Below are 14709 nucleotides of genomic sequence, written 5' to 3'. Positions count from 1 at the left end.
TTGTTTTTAAGATCAAGATCAAAAGATCGCAGCCTTCGGCAGCTCCTACATGGGGAGATGTGTAGACGTATACGCCAACAACAGGAGCGATCAATTTGACCAGCATGGAACCCGGCAACACTGGGGTCGATCCGCGCCTGAGCTTCGATGACCCGCTTCTGGACGGTCTGTTGATCCTCTGCAAACTCCACGGCGCGGCGGTCAGTCGCGCCAGCCTGAGTGCCGGCCTGCCCCTGAACAAACAACGCATGAGCCTGGACCTGCTGCCCCGCGCAGCTGCCCGGGCGAGTTTGCAGGCGCGTTTGCTGCGGCGCGAACTGGCGGATATTTCCGCCCTCAACCTGCCGGTGTTACTGATCCTCAACGACGGCCGCACCGCCGTGCTGCGCCGCTTCGGCGATGACGGTCAGTTGCTGATTCTGCCCAGCGAAGCCGAGGGCGGTGAACAATGGGTCAGCCGTGAAGAGCTGACCGCCAATTACAGTGGCCAGGCGTTATTCGCCCGGCCACGCCATGAACTCGAAGACCTGCGCTCGCCCCTGGTGCCGCGGGTCGAAGCGTGGTTTCGCGACACGCTGAAGCTGTCGAAATGGCTGTACAGCGATGCCATCCTCGCCAGTTTCCTGATCAACCTGCTGGGGCTGATGGTGCCCCTGTTCGTGATGCAGACCTACGACCGGGTGGTGCCGAACCAGGCAGTTTCGACGTTGTGGGTACTGGCCATCGGCTTGCTGATCGGCACCGGATTCGAGCTGGTGCTGCGGGTAGTCCGCGCCCATCTGCTGGACACCGCCGGCAAGAAAACCGACGTGATCCTGTCCGCGACCCTGTTCGAACGCATCACCGGCATGGCGATGAAAGCCCGGCCGGCGACCATCGGCGGCTTCGCCCAAAGCATCCATGACTTCCAGGGCCTGCGGGAATTTCTCACCGCCGTGACCCTGACCAGCCTGATCGACCTGCCGTTCGCCGTGTTGATGCTGGTGGTGATCGGCCTGCTCGGCGGCTGGCTGGTGGTGATACCGCTGCTGGCGTTTCCGATCACGATCATCTTCGCGATGGTGATCCAGGTGCGCCTGCGCGACACCGTGCAGAAGAGCCTGAGCCTCGGCGCCGAACGCCAGGCGCTGCTGATCGAAACCCTCGGCGGCCTGGAAACGCTTAAAGCGTGCAGCGCCGAGAGCGAGCGCCAGCACAAATGGGAAAGCACCCACGGCGCCCTCACCCGCCTCGACAGCCATGCGCGCAACCTCTCGGCGCTGGCGACCAACGGCACGCTGTTCATCCAGCAATTCTCCGGCATGGCGACCATCGTCGCCGGGGTCTACAGCATCATCGCCGGCAACCTCAGCGTCGGCGCCCTGGTGGCGACCTACATGCTCGGCAGCCGGGTGCTTGCGCCGCTGGGGCAGATCGCCGGGTTGATCACCCGCTACCAGCAAGCGCAACTGACCATGAAAAGCACGGATGCGCTGATGTCGTTGCCACAGGAGCGAGATCCGAAACAACGCCCCTTGGAACGCACACAACTGCAAGGCGCGATGGACGTCAGCGGCGTGACCTTCCACTACAACGGCCAGAATGCTCCGGCGTTGGCCAACATCAGTTTCAGCGTCAAACCCGGCGAACGGATCGGCATCATCGGCCGCAGCGGTTCGGGCAAAAGCACTCTCGCTCGTTTGGTGATGGGTTTCTACGCACCGGAAGAAGGCCAACTGCTGCTCGATGGCCTGGACCTGCGGCAACTGGACGTCGCCGACCTGCGCCAACAGATCGGTTATGTAGCCCACGACCTGCCGCTGCTGGCCGGCAGCCTGCGCGACAACCTGACCCTCGGCGCCCGTTACGTCAGCGATTCACGGATGCTCGAAGTGGCCGAGCTGACCGGCGTCACCGACCTTGCGCGCCAACATCCGCAAGGCTTCGACCGGCCGGTAGGTGAACGCGGACAACTGCTGTCCGGCGGCCAGCGCCAAGCGGTGCTGCTGGCCCGGGCCTTGTTGCTCGACCCGCCAATCATGCTGCTCGACGAACCCACCAGCGCCATGGACAACAGCAGCGAAGACGTTCTGCGGCAAAAACTCCATAGCTGGGTCCAGGGCAAAACCCTGCTGCTGGTGACCCACCGCACCTCGATGCTGAGCCTGGTGGATCGGCTGGTGGTGCTGGATAACGGGCGAATCGTCGCCGACGGTCCGAAAGAAGCGGTCATCGATGCACTGCGCAAGGGCCGTGTCGGCTCTGCGGCCGTCTAGGAGTTGCCCATGGCTCGTTCATCGTCCGATGTATCAAAGGATCGCGGCTACTTCGGCAGCTTCAGCAAAAGCGCGGAAAGCGAGTACATGCCGGAAACCGCCGGCGCCGCGTTGCAAGATTCTCCGCGCCTGTCGCGGATCACCGTGTGGCTGGCAGCAGGGTTGCTGATTTCGGCGCTGGTCTGGGCCAAGTTCGCGGTGTTGCAGGAAGTCACCATGGGCGAAGGCAAGGCGATTCCGTCGAGCAAGGTCCAGGTGATCCAGAACCTGGAGGGCGGCATCGTTTCCGAGATTTTCGTGCGTGAAGGGCAAATGGTGAACAAGGGCGACACCCTGCTGCGCCTGGACGACACGCGGTTTTTATCGAACAAGGGTGAGAGCGAGGCGGATCGTTATTCGTTGACCGCGAAGGTCGAGCGTTTGTCCGCTGAGGCCGAGGGCCGGCCGTTCAAGCTCTCGGATGAAGTGATCGCCAAGGCGCCGCAAGTGGCCGAGGACGAACGTTCGCTGTACGACCAACGGCAACGGCGACTGGCCAGCGAACAACGCACGTTGACCGAACAACTTCGGCAAAAAACCCAGGAACTAGCGGAATTCCGCTCGAAACAGGGGCAATTCAGTTCGAGCCTGGCGTTGCTGCAACAAGAGATGAATATGTCGGCCCCGTTGGTGGGCACCGGGGCGGTGTCGCCGGTGGAAATCCTGCGGCTCAAACGCAGCGCGGTGGAAATTCGCGGCTCGCTGAATGCCACAACACTGGCGATTCCTCGGGCGGAATCGGCGATCAACGAAATTAAAAGCAAGATCGACGAGTCGGAACAATCCTTCCGTTCCGACGCGGCCAAAGAGCTGAATGAGAAACGCACCGACCTGTCGAAAATCACGGCATCGAGCATCGCCATCGACGACCGCGTGACCCGCACCACGGTGGTGTCGCCGGTGCACGGGATCATCAAGGTGCTGAAGGTCAACACCATTGGCGGCGTGGTGCAGCCGGGCAGCGACATGGTGGAAATCGTGCCGCTGGAAGACAACCTGCTGATCGAAGCCAAAGTCCGGCCACAGGACGTGGCGTTCCTGCATCCGGGACAGAAAGCCATGGTCAAGTTCAGCGCTTATGACTACACGATCTACGGTGGGCTGAGTGCGAAGCTGGAGTTGATCGGGGCGGATACGATTACTGATGACAAGGGCAACAGCTTTTACCTGATTCAGGTCAGGACCGATAAGAACCACTTGGGCGGGGATGTGAAACCGCTGCTGATCATTCCGGGGATGGTGGCGACGGTGGACATCATTACCGGGGAGAAAAGTGTGCTGGATTACCTGTTGAAACCGGTGCTTAAGGCGCGGACTGAGGCGATGCGCGAACGCTGATCGGTGATCGTTCCCACGCTCCGCGTGGGAATGCATCCAGTGACGCTCTGCGTCACATCCGGGAAGGGACGCGGAGCGTCCCGGGCGGCATTCCCACGCGGAGCGTGGGAACGATCATTTGCTGCCGTGATTACGCTGAAAAACCTCCTCCCCCATCGCCGCAATCTGCCCCTCGATCAACGCCTCGAACGGTTTCAACAACGGTTCGAACGTCGTCGGCGCTTCCAGCACCTGCAACGCCTGCACGATCGCCTCCACCGTCGACAACGCCCCCGGCCCCGGTGCCTTGCGCAGCCGATACCGCGACACACCGCCATCCACCAATGTCACCCGGGGCAACGCCGCCAGCAACGGATTGAGGTGCAGCATCTTGCGTGCCTTGCGCCAGGTACCGTCCGGCACTACCAGCAGCAGCGGCTCATCTGACGTGGCGTAAGCCTGCAACGGCTGCGCCTCGTCGGCCGGAAACAACAGCCGCGCCTGATAACCCGGTGGGTTCAACAGCGCCGGCAAATCCTCAAACAACTCGCCCACGATCAACTCGGCATTCTTCAATCCCAACGCGGCCAGCCGCGCAGTATTCAGCGCATGGTTCACTTCGCTGGGATGCTGCAACAGCAACACCCGGGTGCGGCTGTCGAGGCTTGGGATCAGCGGGCACAGGCAATGGGTTTGCGGGCGCAGGCAGCGGGGGCATTGGATTCTGGGCATGCTTCTTTTTCCTTTAAGCAGCCTGATTGAGCTGTGCTTTGAGCAAGTCGCGGAAGGTCTGGATCAGCGGCTCGCGGCTGCGCCCCCGGCGCATGATCATCGAGAACGGCGCTTGATAGCCGAAGGTCGCTGGCAGCAGCACCCGCAGATCGCCCTTGTCGGCCCAGGCTTGGGCGTAGTGTTCCGGCAGGTAGCCGATGTAGGCGCCGGACAGCACCAGAATCAGCTGCGCTTCCATACTTTCTACGGTGGCGGCGCTGTGTTTGAAACCGTGACGCGCCAATTCCGCCTGGCTCCAGTAGCCGCGACCGACCATGCGTTGCTGAGTAATGACTTGCTCAGGGATGCGCCGTTCGGTGAACAACGGGTGGCGGCTGCTGCAATACAACCAGTGCTGTTCGCGGTACAGCGGCATGTAGACCAGACCGCTCATGCGCGTGGAGAACGCGCCGATGGCCAGGTCGAGGCGGTTGTCCTGCACGCCGAGTTGCAGTTCGTAAGGGCTCATCACCGACAAGTGCAAATGCACCGCCGGGTGCTCCTGGCTGTAGGCGCCGATGGCTTCGGCGAAGGGCAAGGCTTTGTCGCTGACGGTCGAGTCGATGACCCCGAGGTTCAGGGTGCCGCGCAGTTCGCCCTTCAGCGCCGCCGCGTATTGCTCGAAGCCTTCGAGTTCGCCCAACAGCCGCAAGGTTTCCTGGTGGAACAACTCGCCCTTGCTGGTCAGGCTGAACCCGCCGCGACCGCGATGGCACAGCACCAGGCCGAGCGCCGCTTCGAGCTGGCTCATGTAAGTGCTGATCGCCGAGGTCGATAGGTTGAGCTCTTGCTGGGCGTTGGCGAACCCCTGATGGCGGACCACGCTGACGAAGATGCGCAATAGTTTCAGGTCGGGTAAAGCGCTGGCCATGGGGTTCTCCACCGGTCGATCGTTCCCACGCTCTGCGTGGGAATGCAGCCCGTGACGCTCTGCGTCACACGCAAAATAGAGCGGGACGCGGAGCGTCCGTGGATGCATTCCCACGCAGAGCGTGGGAACGATCACGCGGAGAAGTCTATCGTCGTCCTCGCCATTAGTTTAGAAAAATCTGAACTAAGTATTTGCCCGTAGCGATTCTTCCCGCCCACTACATTTCGCATTATCGGCCCACAGCGGTGCCCGTCTCTCCCGTGAACGGCGCACCGACATAAATAAAACAACGACGATGAGGCCTTACCCGTGGACAAGATTCTTCACCAACCACTGGGCGGCAATGAAATGCCGCGCTTCGGCGGCATCGCCACCATGATGCGACTCCCCCATTTGCCTACCGCTGCCGGCCTGGACGCTGCCTTCATTGGCGTGCCGCTGGACATCGGCACCTCCCTGCGCCCCGGCACCCGTTTCGGACCTCGCGAAATTCGCGCTGAATCGGTAATGATCCGCCCGTACAACATGGCCACCGGCGCTGCACCGTTCGATTCGCTGTCGGTTGCCGACATCGGCGACGTGGCGATCAACACGTTCAACCTGCTCGACGCCGTGCGGATCATCGAAGAGTCCTACCACAGCATCCTCGAACACGACGTGATCCCCCTGACCCTGGGCGGCGACCACACCATCACCCTGCCGATCCTGCGTGCCATCCATAAAAAGCACGGCAAGGTCGGCCTGGTGCACATCGACGCCCACGCCGATGTGAACGATCACATGTTCGGCGAGAAAATCGCCCACGGCACCACCTTCCGTCGCGCCGTCGAAGAAGGTCTTCTGGACCCGGACCGCGTCGTGCAGATTGGTCTGCGCGCCCAGGGCTACACCTCCGAAGACTTCAACTGGAGCCGCAAACAAGGCTTCCGTGTGGTCCAGGCCGAAGAGTGCTGGCACAAATCCCTGGCGCCACTGATGGCCGAAGTTCGCGAGAAAGTCGGCGGCGGTCCGGTGTACCTGAGTTTCGACATCGACGGCATCGACCCGGCCTGGGCGCCTGGCACCGGCACCCCGGAAATCGGTGGTCTGACGACCATTCAGGCGATTGAGATCGTGCGTGGCTGCCAAGGCCTCGACCTGGTCGGTTGCGATCTGGTAGAAGTCTCGCCCGCTTACGACACCACCGGTAATACCTCGCTGCTGGCCGCCAACCTGCTGTACGAAATGCTCTGCGTACTGCCTGGCGTGGCCCACCGCTGAGGAGTGGTCATGAACGAACGCGATCAGGTTTTGAAAGCCGCCGCCGATCTGGTGAGTGCTTTTGCCCGTAACGATCGCGAAGCCTACTTCGGCGCCTTCAGCGCCGATGCCAGCTTCGTGTTCTACACCGTCGAACAGCCTCTGCTGTCACGCGATGCCTACCAGGCGTTGTGGGACACCTGGCGTGCCGAGGATGGCTTCGAGGTGCTTTCGTGCGCCTCAAGCAACGCCTTTGTCAGCCTGCAGGGTGACGTGGCGATTTTCATCCATGACGTGGCCACCGAGCTGCGCATGCAAGGGGAGCAACACTTCAGCCAGGAGCGCGAGACCATCGTCTTTCGCAAAGAACAACAAGGCCTATGGCTGGCCTGTCACGAACATTTGTCCGCAATGCCGGAAGGGCTGCCCTCCCCTTAGCCAAACAGGTGACGCTCACACACGATGAGCGCGCCTTTATGATCGGAGCTGATCATGAATAACAACAACAAAGACAAAGACCAAAGCCTTACGCAAATTGAAACCTACGGGGTCGAACAGATCCCGGACAGCGAACGTACCGCAGGCCCGACGGACTTGTTCCGGATGATCTTCGGCGGTTCCAACACCTTTGCCACCGCCGTGCTCGGCAGTTTCCCGGTGCTGTTTGGCCTGTCGTTCCAGGCCGGTGTCTGGGCGATTGTGCTGGGGGTGCTGCTCGGTTCGCTGATCCTCGCGCCAATGGGCCTGTTCGGCCCGATCAATGGCACCAACAACGCCGTGTCTTCCGGTGCGCACTTCGGCGTGCACGGGCGGATCGTCGGTTCGTTTCTGTCCCTGCTGACCGCCATCGCCTTCTTCTCGCTCAGTGTGTGGAGTTCGGGGGATGCGCTGATCGGTGGGGCAAAACGCCTGATCGGCCTGCCGGAAACCGACCTGACTTTGGGCCTGGCTTACGGTCTGTTCGCGATCCTGGTACTGACCGTGTGCATCTACGGCTTCCGCTTCCTGTTGTGGGTCAACAAGATCGCGGTGTGGAGCGCCAGCCTGCTGTTCCTGTTGGGCATCTTCGCCTTCGCCGGACCTTTCGACGTGAACTACGCCGGCACCGTCAGCATGGGTCAACCGGGCTTCTGGGCGGCGTTCATCGGCGCTGCGCTGGTGGCGATGAGCAACCCGATTTCCTTCGGCGCGTTCCTCGGTGACTGGTCGCGCTACATCCCTCGCGAAACGCCAAAAGGCCGGATCATGGCGGCGGTGGTGATCTCGCAGATCGCGACCTTCATCCCGTTCCTGTTCGGCCTGGCCACCGCGACCATCGTGGCGATCAAGGCACCGGACTACATCGCGGCCAACAACTACGTCGGCGGCCTGCTGGCGGTGTCGCCGAGCTGGTTCTTCCTGCCGGTGTGCCTGATTGCGGTGATCGGCGGCATGTCCACCGGCACCACGTCGCTGTATGGCACCGGGCTGGACATGTCCAGCGTATTTCCTCGGGTGCTGTCGCGGGTCAAGGCGACGCTGTTGATCGGCGTGATGTCGATTGCCTTCATCTTTATCGGGCGCTTCGCCGCGAACCTGGTGCAGAGCGTGTCGACCTTCGCCGTGCTGATCATCACCTGCACCACGCCATGGATGGTGATCATGATCATCGGCCTGGTGGTGCGTCGCGGCTTCTACTGCCCGGATGACCTGCAAGTGTTCACCCGTGGCGAGAAAGGTGGCCGCTACTGGTTCACCCACGGCTGGAACTGGCGTGGCCTGGGTGCCTGGATCCCGAGTGCACTGGTGGGTTTGTGCTTTGTGAACCTGCCGGGGCAGTTCGTCGGTGTGCTAGGCAACCTGGCCGGCGGCATCGACATCAGCCTGCCGGTGACGTTGGGCCTGGCTTCGCTGGTGTACCTGGCGCTGCTGAGTTTGTTCCCGGAACCGCGGGAAGTGTTTGGGCCGCAGGATGCGCGTAGCAAAGGCACGGATTCGCTCGGTAAACCAGCGATGCGCCAAGCCGCCTGATTCAACGCATTACCTGTAGGAGCAAGGCTTGCCCGCGATGAATGATGACGCGGTCGGCCTGATTGACCGCGGTGCTTTCATCGCGGGCAAGCCTTGCTCCTACGGGTTTGATTTCGTTTCACCATAAAAAAGACAATCGGAGACACGCCATCATGGCATTGGATTTATTCGTCGTACTCATCTACGCCGCCGCGATGCTGATACTCGGCTATTACGGCATGCGCAAAGCCAAGACCAACGAAGACTTTTTGGTCGCCGGTCGCAACCTCGGCCCGAGCCTGTACATGGGCACCATGGCCGCCACCGTGCTGGGCGGCGCGTCCACCGTCGGCACCGTGCGTCTGGGCTACGTCCATGGCATCTCCGGTTTCTGGCTGTGCGCCGCACTGGGTTGCGGGATCGTGGCGCTGAACCTGTTCCTCGCCAAACCGCTGCTGAAACTGAAGATCTACACCGTTACCCAGGTCCTGGAAAAACGCTACAACCCGATGGCCCGCTCGGCGAGCGCGGTGATCATGCTGGCGTACGCGCTGATGATCGGCGTGGTCTCGATCCTCGCCATTGGCACCGTACTGCAAGTGCTGTTCGGCCTGCCGTTCTGGGTGTCGGTACTGCTTGGCGGTGGCGTGGTGGTGATCTACTCGGCGATCGGCGGCATGTGGTCGCTGACCCTGACCGACATCGTCCAGTTCGTGATCAAGACCGTGGGCCTGATGTTCATCCTGTTGCCGATCTGCCTGTACCGCGTAGGCGGTTGGGATCAGTTGGTGCTGAAACTGCCAGCAAGCGCCTTCAGCTTCACCACCATCGGCTGGGACACGATCATCACCTACTTCATGATCTACTTCTTCGGCATCCTGATCGGTCAGGACATCTGGCAACGGGTGTTCACCGTCAAGTCCGCCAAAGTGGCTCAGGTCGCCGGCACATTCGCAGGCTTCTACTGCATCCTCTACGGCCTGGCCTGCGCCCTGATCGGCATGGCCGCTCACGTGCTGATCCCGGATCTGGACAACGTCAACAACGCCTTCGCCGCCATCGTTAAGCTGTCCCTGCCGGACGGTATCCGTGGTCTGGTGATCGCTGCGGCACTGGCCGCCATGATGTCCACCGCCAGCGCCGGCCTGCTCGCCGCTGCCACTACGCTGACCGAAGACCTGCTGCCGAAACTGCGCGGAGGCAAACAGTCGAGCCTGGGCATGAACCGTCTGTTCACCCTGCTGACCGGCCTGGTGGTGCTCGGCATCGCACTGGTCGTGAACGACGTGATCAGCGCCCTGACCCTGGCCTACAACCTGCTGGTGGGCGGCATGCTGATCCCGTTGATCGGTGCGATTTTCTGGAAGCGCGCAACCACCGCCGGCGCTATCGCCAGCATGGGCATGGGTTTCGCCACGGCGCTGGTGTTCATGTTCAAGGACGGTCTGGATTCCAACACGCCGATCTACTACAGCCTGGGCGTGGGTTTGGTGAGCTTTGTGCTGGTCAGCCTGCTGTCCCGTCGCCCGGCCGTTTTGGCTAGCGCCGCCTAAGCTGAACATAACGACTTGATGCTTTCTTCGACGGGTGTGGCGTCGGTTGCCACACCCGTTTTTTTTCGTCTGGAGAAAACCGTTAATGAAGATTGTTTCTCGCGATCAGTGGTTCGAAGTGAAAACCTTGGCCGATGGCATTCGCCTGATTCACGAGCCGTACATCCGCCCCTTCTACCGCTGCAACCTCTGGCACATCCAGGGTCGCGACAAGGACTTGCTGCTGGACAGTGGCTCGGGGCTGGTGAGCCTGCGCGAGCAACTGCCATGGATCACCGAGCGACCGTTGGTGGCCGTGGCCAGTCATTGCCATTTTGACCACATTGCCGGCCATCACGAATTCCCCGAACGGCTGGTGCATCCGGCCGAAGCGCAGATCCTCGCTTCGCCGGACGGCGAGAACACCTTGAGCACGGCGTTTGTCGGTGACGAGATGTTCGAGGCGCATCCCGATTGTCCGTTGTGCTACGCCGAATACCGGGTCAAAGCCGCGCCCGCGACGGGTCTTATTGAGGAAGGTGATGTGCTGGACCTGGGTGATCGCGTGCTGCAAGTCCTGCACACGCCGGGGCATTCGCCGGGTGGCATCAGTCTCTATGAAGCGGCGACCGAGACGTTGTTCAGCGGCGACATCATCTACGACGGGCCGCTGATCGAAGACGCCTACCATTCCAACCTCGACGACTACGCCCACAGCTTGCAACGCTTGCACGCGTTGCCGATTCGCACCGTGCATGGCGGGCATTTCGGCAGTTTCTCCGGGGAACATTTGCGCACGATGATTGACGAGTGGCAGCGCTCCCACGGCTGAAGCCTGCTGTACTCAGCCAAGGGAAAACAACAATAACGCCCTCGAAGAACGACCATGAAAAGAGCCGCCGTTCGTGCTGCCGTGCACCGTTTTATCAGCCGCCTGCTGGAACGTCAGGATGACTTCGACGACAACGCCAGCCTGGCGCAGTTGGGCTTGGATAAAGAAGATATAGAGGAATTGATCTTCCACTTGGAAGATGAGTTGGGGTTGACGGCGTTTACGGCGGAGGAAGACCGGATGCTCAAGGACGCCAGGACGGCGGAGGATTTGAGCCGGTTTTTGGTGAGGATTGGGCGGCATTGAGAAGGGTTGCCAAACACACCCGATATTTAGGGCAGGGAGGCTTTTGTGGCGAGGGGCTTGCCCCCGTTGGGCTGCGAAGCGGCCCCGAAACCATTCACCCCGGTTGTGTCAGATTGACCGCGTCATCCGACTTACGACTGCTGCGCAGCCGAACGGGGGCAAGCCCCCTCGCCACAACAAGCCCGTTCGCCATAGGCACTGTCTGCAATTTACCGGCGGCGCGGCTGGCGTCGACGCTGTTCGTCGTCAGTGCGAATAGGCACAGGTTGCAGAGGCGGTTCGATCAAACCGAGTGCGACACCCAGGTCGTGCAGCCAGTTTTGGATTTTCTCTTTCATGGTGCCCCCTTCAGGGTAGTGCCGAGTGGCGGAATTCTGTAGCCACTTCGCACTGATAATAGTCCGAAGTGCCAAGCAATGCTCGCCCAAGATCGCAATGATCTGTTACTGAATTGATCCAAATAGCTGACCAATAGTTCAAGCCGTCGCCAGCGCCTGACTCGGCGCCGTCGGATAGACCGATTGTTGCTGCTCAAGCCAGGCGTTCAAGTTCGCCCCAAGCATGCCTTTGCGCCACATCAGCCAAGTGGTAGCGCTGGCGAATGGCTCTGCCAACGGGTGCACCGCCACGCTTTCGCGACCCGGCAGGCTGGCGAGCATCGACTCCGACATCAGCGCCACGCCCGAGCCGGCGATCACGCAGGCCAACATTCCCGGATAAGACTCGATCTCTATCGCCCGGCCCATCGCCGCGTGGTAATGCGCAAACCAGGCTTCCAGGCGCATCCGGTAGGAACAGCCCTGGCGAAAGGTGAACACCGAGCGCCCTTGCACATCCATCGCGCTGAGGATCGGCGGGTGACCGGCCTCGCTGATCAGCACCAGCCGTTCGTCGCACAGCGGCACTCCATCGAGCCCCGCCAGTTCCAGCGGACCGTCCACCAGCGCCGCATCGAGGCGCCCGGTGAGTAAACCTTCCAGCAATTCGCCACTGGGGCCGGACTGCACTTGCAGATTCACCGCCGGATAGGTGCGGTGATAACGCGCCAGCAGCCCCGGAAGGTGGATAGCGGCCGTGCTGTACATGGTGCCGAGTACGAAGTCACCGGCCGGTTGCCCGCCCTGCACCGCCGCGCTGGCTTCGTCGTGTAGGGCAAACAGCTTGGCGGTGTAGTCCAGCAGGACTTTTCCCGCAGGTGATAACTGCAAACGCTGACGCTCACGCAGGAAAAGTTCGACGCCGAGTTGCTCTTCCAGCTGTTTGAGCCGGGTCGACAGGTTCGACGGCACCCGATGCAGGCGTTCAGCCGCGCGAGTGATGGAACCTTCCTGCGCGACTGCCTGAAAAATCCGCAACTGGCTGAATTCCACAACCTTCTCCAAATCAGAACAAGTTACTCACTATTATTCATTTTTAAAGAAAGTCAATCAGTCCTAGCCTGACGGTCATTGATCCTTTGTTGGAATTCAGACCATGTCCCCTCTGATTCGCTTAACCGCCAGCTTCATCGCCTTGATGATGGCCATGGGCATCGGGCGTTTCGCCCTGACGCCGCAACTGCCGCACTTGCTCAGCGAAGGCCAGATCGACCTGACTGCCGCTGGTCTGATTGCGGCGGCCAACTACCTCGGCTACTTCGTCGGTGCGGTGGACGCGATGTTCGCCCGCCGCCACCATCACGTTCGGCTGCGTTTACTCGGTGGTTTGTGGCTGTGTGTGCTGCTGACTCTGGCGTCGTTCTGGGCCAACGGTTTTTGGTCCCATCTGCTGCTGCGTTTTGGCACCGGTGTGGCCAGCGCCTGGGTGCTGGTGATGATCACGGCGTTGAGCCAACCATTGGCGGCAGCCGCCGGTCGCCCACGACTGGGTGCATTGGTATTTGCCGGACCGGGTTTGGGGATTTTTCTGACAGGGTTATTGGCCTTGGGCTCACACCTGTTGGGGCAAACTTCCGCGACCTTGTGGCTGGTGTATGCCGCCGTCGCGTTGGTGATGCTGCTGGCAATCCTGCCCTTCCTGCCGCAACCGGCCGCCGCAGTGACATTGGCGCCGACCACCGCCCCCTCAGGTAACCAGGGCATCGGTCGTTTAGGCGTGATCTACGGGTTGTATGGCTTGGGCTACATCATCCCCGCCACATTCCTTTCGCAAATGGCCAACGCGCAATTCCACGGGCAATGGATGGCAGACCTGTTTTGGCCATGCTTCGGCCTGGCAGCAGCGCTTGGGGTGTTGCTGGTGAGTTTGCGTCGACACACGCCGAACGCCACGCGCCATTGGCTGATCGCAACCTTGTGGTTGCAAGCCGCCGGGGTCTTCGCCTGCTTGCTGGGCAGCGGCCCGGGCCTGGCGTTGGGCGTGATCCTGTGCGGCACGCCGTTCCTGGCTTGCATGCAATTGGTGATGCAACGCTCCCGGGAACTGGCCCCCCACGCCACCCAGCGCAACGCCGGGCTGCTGACCGCATGCTTTGCCGTGGGTCAGCTTGCAGGGCCGTTGCTGGCGGCAACGAGCAGCCATTTCAGTGGTGGCCTGCAACCCGCGCTGATATTCGCCGGCAGCGGTTTATTGATCGCCGGCGCTTTACTGCTGGGCCCGCTCAGGGCTGGCCGAGGGCTTTGCGCAAACGACGGCGCACCCACTGCTCAGCGCTGACAAACGTGATACCGAGCAGCACCAGCACCGCGCCAATGACGAAGTTGAGGCTCAGCTCTTCACCCAGTAACACCACGCCGAACGTGACGCCGAACAGCGGCGTCATGAACGAAAACACCGCCAGGTTTGCCGCCAGATAACGGCGCAACAACCAGAACCAGGTCAGGTAACTGAAGAACGACACCACCAAGCCCTGGAACAGCACGCTGGCCACCGCCACGGAGGTCAGGCTGACGTGGGTGACCTGACCGCTGAGGATCGCGATCAGCAACAGGCCGACAAAACCGACGATCAACTGATAGAACAATGTCAGGGTCACCGGTGCTTCCGACAAGCGCGAGGCGCGCACCACCACTGTGGTCGCGCCCCACGAGGCGCCGGCCAGTACGCCCAACGCATCGCCCATCAACATGCGATGGTCGAGATTGTCCCAGGACACACCGCCGGCAAACGCAATGGCGATGCCGACAAATGCGAGAAAAATCCCCAGCCATTGCACCGGTCTTAAACGCTCGCTCGGCAACAGCCAATGCACGCCCAACGCGGTGAAAATCGGCGCGGTGTAGAGAAACACTGACATGTGCGCCGCCGTGGTCAGTTGCAGGCCTTCGGAAATGAAGAAGAACTCCAGGCCAAACAGCGCGCCGGCCAGTAGTCCACCGCGCCACGTATGACTGACCTGATCCCAACCGCCCTTCCAACAGATGAGAAGTCCTACGAGCAACGCAGAAATCCCCGACCGCCCGGCGGCTTGCATGACCGGCGCAATGTCCGGCGCCGCCCACTTGATCATGACTTGCTGAACACCCCAGATCAGGCACAGCCCGAGCATCACTTGCAGGGCAAACCCATCGGCGCTACGCCGGGTGGCACTCACCGGAGCACCTCGATAACACAATCCAT

At 61.4% G+C, this 14709-nt stretch carries 14 protein-coding genes; 9 read left to right on the top strand and 5 right to left on the bottom strand.

The features are described from left to right. Window positions 1-95: 95 nt before the first annotated feature. Both BK667_RS20240 and BK667_RS20235 read left to right on the top strand, forming a co-directional pair. Window positions 96-2255, top strand: a complete 2160-nt coding sequence (locus BK667_RS20240; RefSeq protein ID WP_123598685.1) for a type I secretion system permease/ATPase — start codon at window positions 96-98, stop codon at window positions 2253-2255. 9 nt (window positions 2256-2264) lie between these two features. After that, the gene (locus BK667_RS20235; protein WP_123515350.1) at window positions 2265-3632 is read left to right on the top strand and encodes an HlyD family type I secretion periplasmic adaptor subunit; all 1368 of its coding nucleotides are present in this window, start codon (window positions 2265-2267) and stop codon (window positions 3630-3632) included. A 114-nt stretch (window positions 3633-3746) separates the two neighbouring features. On the opposite strand, the gene BK667_RS20230 is transcribed toward BK667_RS20235, so the two are convergent. Both BK667_RS20230 and BK667_RS20225 read right to left on the bottom strand, forming a co-directional pair. Next, window positions 3747-4343 carry a tRNA-uridine aminocarboxypropyltransferase gene (locus BK667_RS20230; RefSeq protein ID WP_123598684.1) on the bottom strand — a complete coding sequence of 199 codons (597 nt, stop codon included), beginning with the start codon at window positions 4341-4343 and terminating at the stop codon, window positions 3747-3749. A 13-nt stretch (window positions 4344-4356) separates the two neighbouring features. Then, window positions 4357-5253 (bottom strand): LysR family transcriptional regulator, encoded by an 897-nt coding sequence (locus BK667_RS20225; protein ID WP_123598683.1) that lies wholly within the window; start codon window positions 5251-5253, stop codon window positions 4357-4359. Between the two features lie 309 nt (window positions 5254-5562). Between BK667_RS20225 and speB the strand changes: the two genes are divergently transcribed. The 6 genes from speB to BK667_RS20195 all read left to right on the top strand — a co-directional run bounded on the left by speB (window position 5563) and on the right by BK667_RS20195 (window position 11151). Then, window positions 5563-6513: an agmatinase gene (gene speB, locus BK667_RS20220; protein WP_123515356.1), complete on the top strand. Its 951-nt coding sequence runs from the start codon at window positions 5563-5565 to the stop codon at window positions 6511-6513. Window positions 6514-6522: 9 nt separating this feature from the next. Further along, window positions 6523-6930 carry a YybH family protein gene (locus tag BK667_RS20215; RefSeq protein WP_123598682.1) on the top strand — a complete coding sequence of 136 codons (408 nt, stop codon included), beginning with the start codon at window positions 6523-6525 and terminating at the stop codon, window positions 6928-6930. 54 nt (window positions 6931-6984) lie between these two features. Next, entirely contained in the window at window positions 6985-8502 is a 1518-nt protein-coding gene (locus BK667_RS20210) for a purine-cytosine permease family protein (protein ID WP_123598681.1), read from the top strand. Between the two features lie 152 nt (window positions 8503-8654). After that, window positions 8655-10034 (top strand): sodium:solute symporter family protein, encoded by a 1380-nt coding sequence (locus BK667_RS20205; protein ID WP_123515362.1) that lies wholly within the window; start codon window positions 8655-8657, stop codon window positions 10032-10034. Window positions 10035-10119: 85 nt separating this feature from the next. Continuing rightward, a complete protein-coding gene (locus BK667_RS20200; RefSeq protein ID WP_123515364.1) occupies window positions 10120-10845 on the top strand; it encodes an MBL fold metallo-hydrolase in 726 nt (241 codons plus the stop codon). Window positions 10846-10899: 54 nt separating this feature from the next. Then, on the top strand, window positions 10900-11151 hold the full coding sequence (locus BK667_RS20195; RefSeq protein ID WP_054049151.1) for a phosphopantetheine-containing protein: 252 nt from the start codon (window positions 10900-10902) through the stop codon (window positions 11149-11151). 209 nt (window positions 11152-11360) lie between these two features. On the opposite strand, the gene BK667_RS33620 is transcribed toward BK667_RS20195, so the two are convergent. After that, on the bottom strand, window positions 11361-11489 hold the full coding sequence (locus tag BK667_RS33620) for a PA1414 family protein (protein ID WP_003184145.1): 129 nt from the start codon (window positions 11487-11489) through the stop codon (window positions 11361-11363). A 138-nt stretch (window positions 11490-11627) separates the two neighbouring features. Continuing rightward, entirely contained in the window at window positions 11628-12521 is an 894-nt protein-coding gene (gene ptrR / locus BK667_RS20190) for a putrescine utilization regulator PtrR (protein ID WP_123515366.1), read from the bottom strand. A 103-nt stretch (window positions 12522-12624) separates the two neighbouring features. Here ptrR and BK667_RS20185 point away from each other — a divergent pair, with 103 nt between their 5' ends. Next, window positions 12625-13806, top strand: a complete 1182-nt coding sequence (locus BK667_RS20185) for an MFS transporter (protein ID WP_123598680.1) — start codon at window positions 12625-12627, stop codon at window positions 13804-13806. Here BK667_RS20185 and BK667_RS20180 read toward each other — a convergent pair. Next, the gene (locus BK667_RS20180) at window positions 13751-14683 is read right to left on the bottom strand and encodes a DMT family transporter (protein WP_123598679.1); all 933 of its coding nucleotides are present in this window, start codon (window positions 14681-14683) and stop codon (window positions 13751-13753) included. The two genes, BK667_RS20185 and BK667_RS20180, sit on opposite strands and share 56 nt — an antisense overlap. Window positions 14684-14709 lie beyond the last annotated feature (26 nt).

The organism is Pseudomonas frederiksbergensis, assembly GCF_003732705.1.
Lineage (GTDB): Bacteria > Pseudomonadota > Gammaproteobacteria > Pseudomonadales > Pseudomonadaceae > Aquipseudomonas > Aquipseudomonas frederiksbergensis_F.
The sequence above is the reverse complement of the archived record's forward strand: the minus strand, read 5'-3'. Positions and strand labels throughout refer to the sequence as shown.

Bases quoted from the DNA above. Each gene is read 5' to 3' on its own strand.
- BK667_RS20235 (WP_123515350.1), top strand. From the start codon at position 2,265: ATGGCTCGTTCATCGTCCGATGTATCAAAGGATCGCGGCTACTTCGGC.
- BK667_RS20230 (WP_123598684.1), bottom strand. From the start codon at position 4,343: ATGCCCAGAATCCAATGCCCCCGCTGCCTGCGCCCGCAAACCCATTGC.
- BK667_RS20225 (WP_123598683.1), bottom strand. From the start codon at position 5,253: ATGGCCAGCGCTTTACCCGACCTGAAACTATTGCGCATCTTCGTCAGC.
- BK667_RS20215 (WP_123598682.1), top strand. From the start codon at position 6,523: ATGAACGAACGCGATCAGGTTTTGAAAGCCGCCGCCGATCTGGTGAGT.
- BK667_RS20210 (WP_123598681.1), top strand. From the start codon at position 6,985: ATGAATAACAACAACAAAGACAAAGACCAAAGCCTTACGCAAATTGAA.
- BK667_RS20205 (WP_123515362.1), top strand. From the start codon at position 8,655: ATGGCATTGGATTTATTCGTCGTACTCATCTACGCCGCCGCGATGCTG.
- BK667_RS20200 (WP_123515364.1), top strand. From the start codon at position 10,120: ATGAAGATTGTTTCTCGCGATCAGTGGTTCGAAGTGAAAACCTTGGCC.
- BK667_RS20195 (WP_054049151.1), top strand. From the start codon at position 10,900: ATGAAAAGAGCCGCCGTTCGTGCTGCCGTGCACCGTTTTATCAGCCGC.
- BK667_RS33620 (WP_003184145.1), bottom strand. From the start codon at position 11,489: ATGAAAGAGAAAATCCAAAACTGGCTGCACGACCTGGGTGTCGCACTC.
- BK667_RS20185 (WP_123598680.1), top strand. From the start codon at position 12,625: ATGTCCCCTCTGATTCGCTTAACCGCCAGCTTCATCGCCTTGATGATG.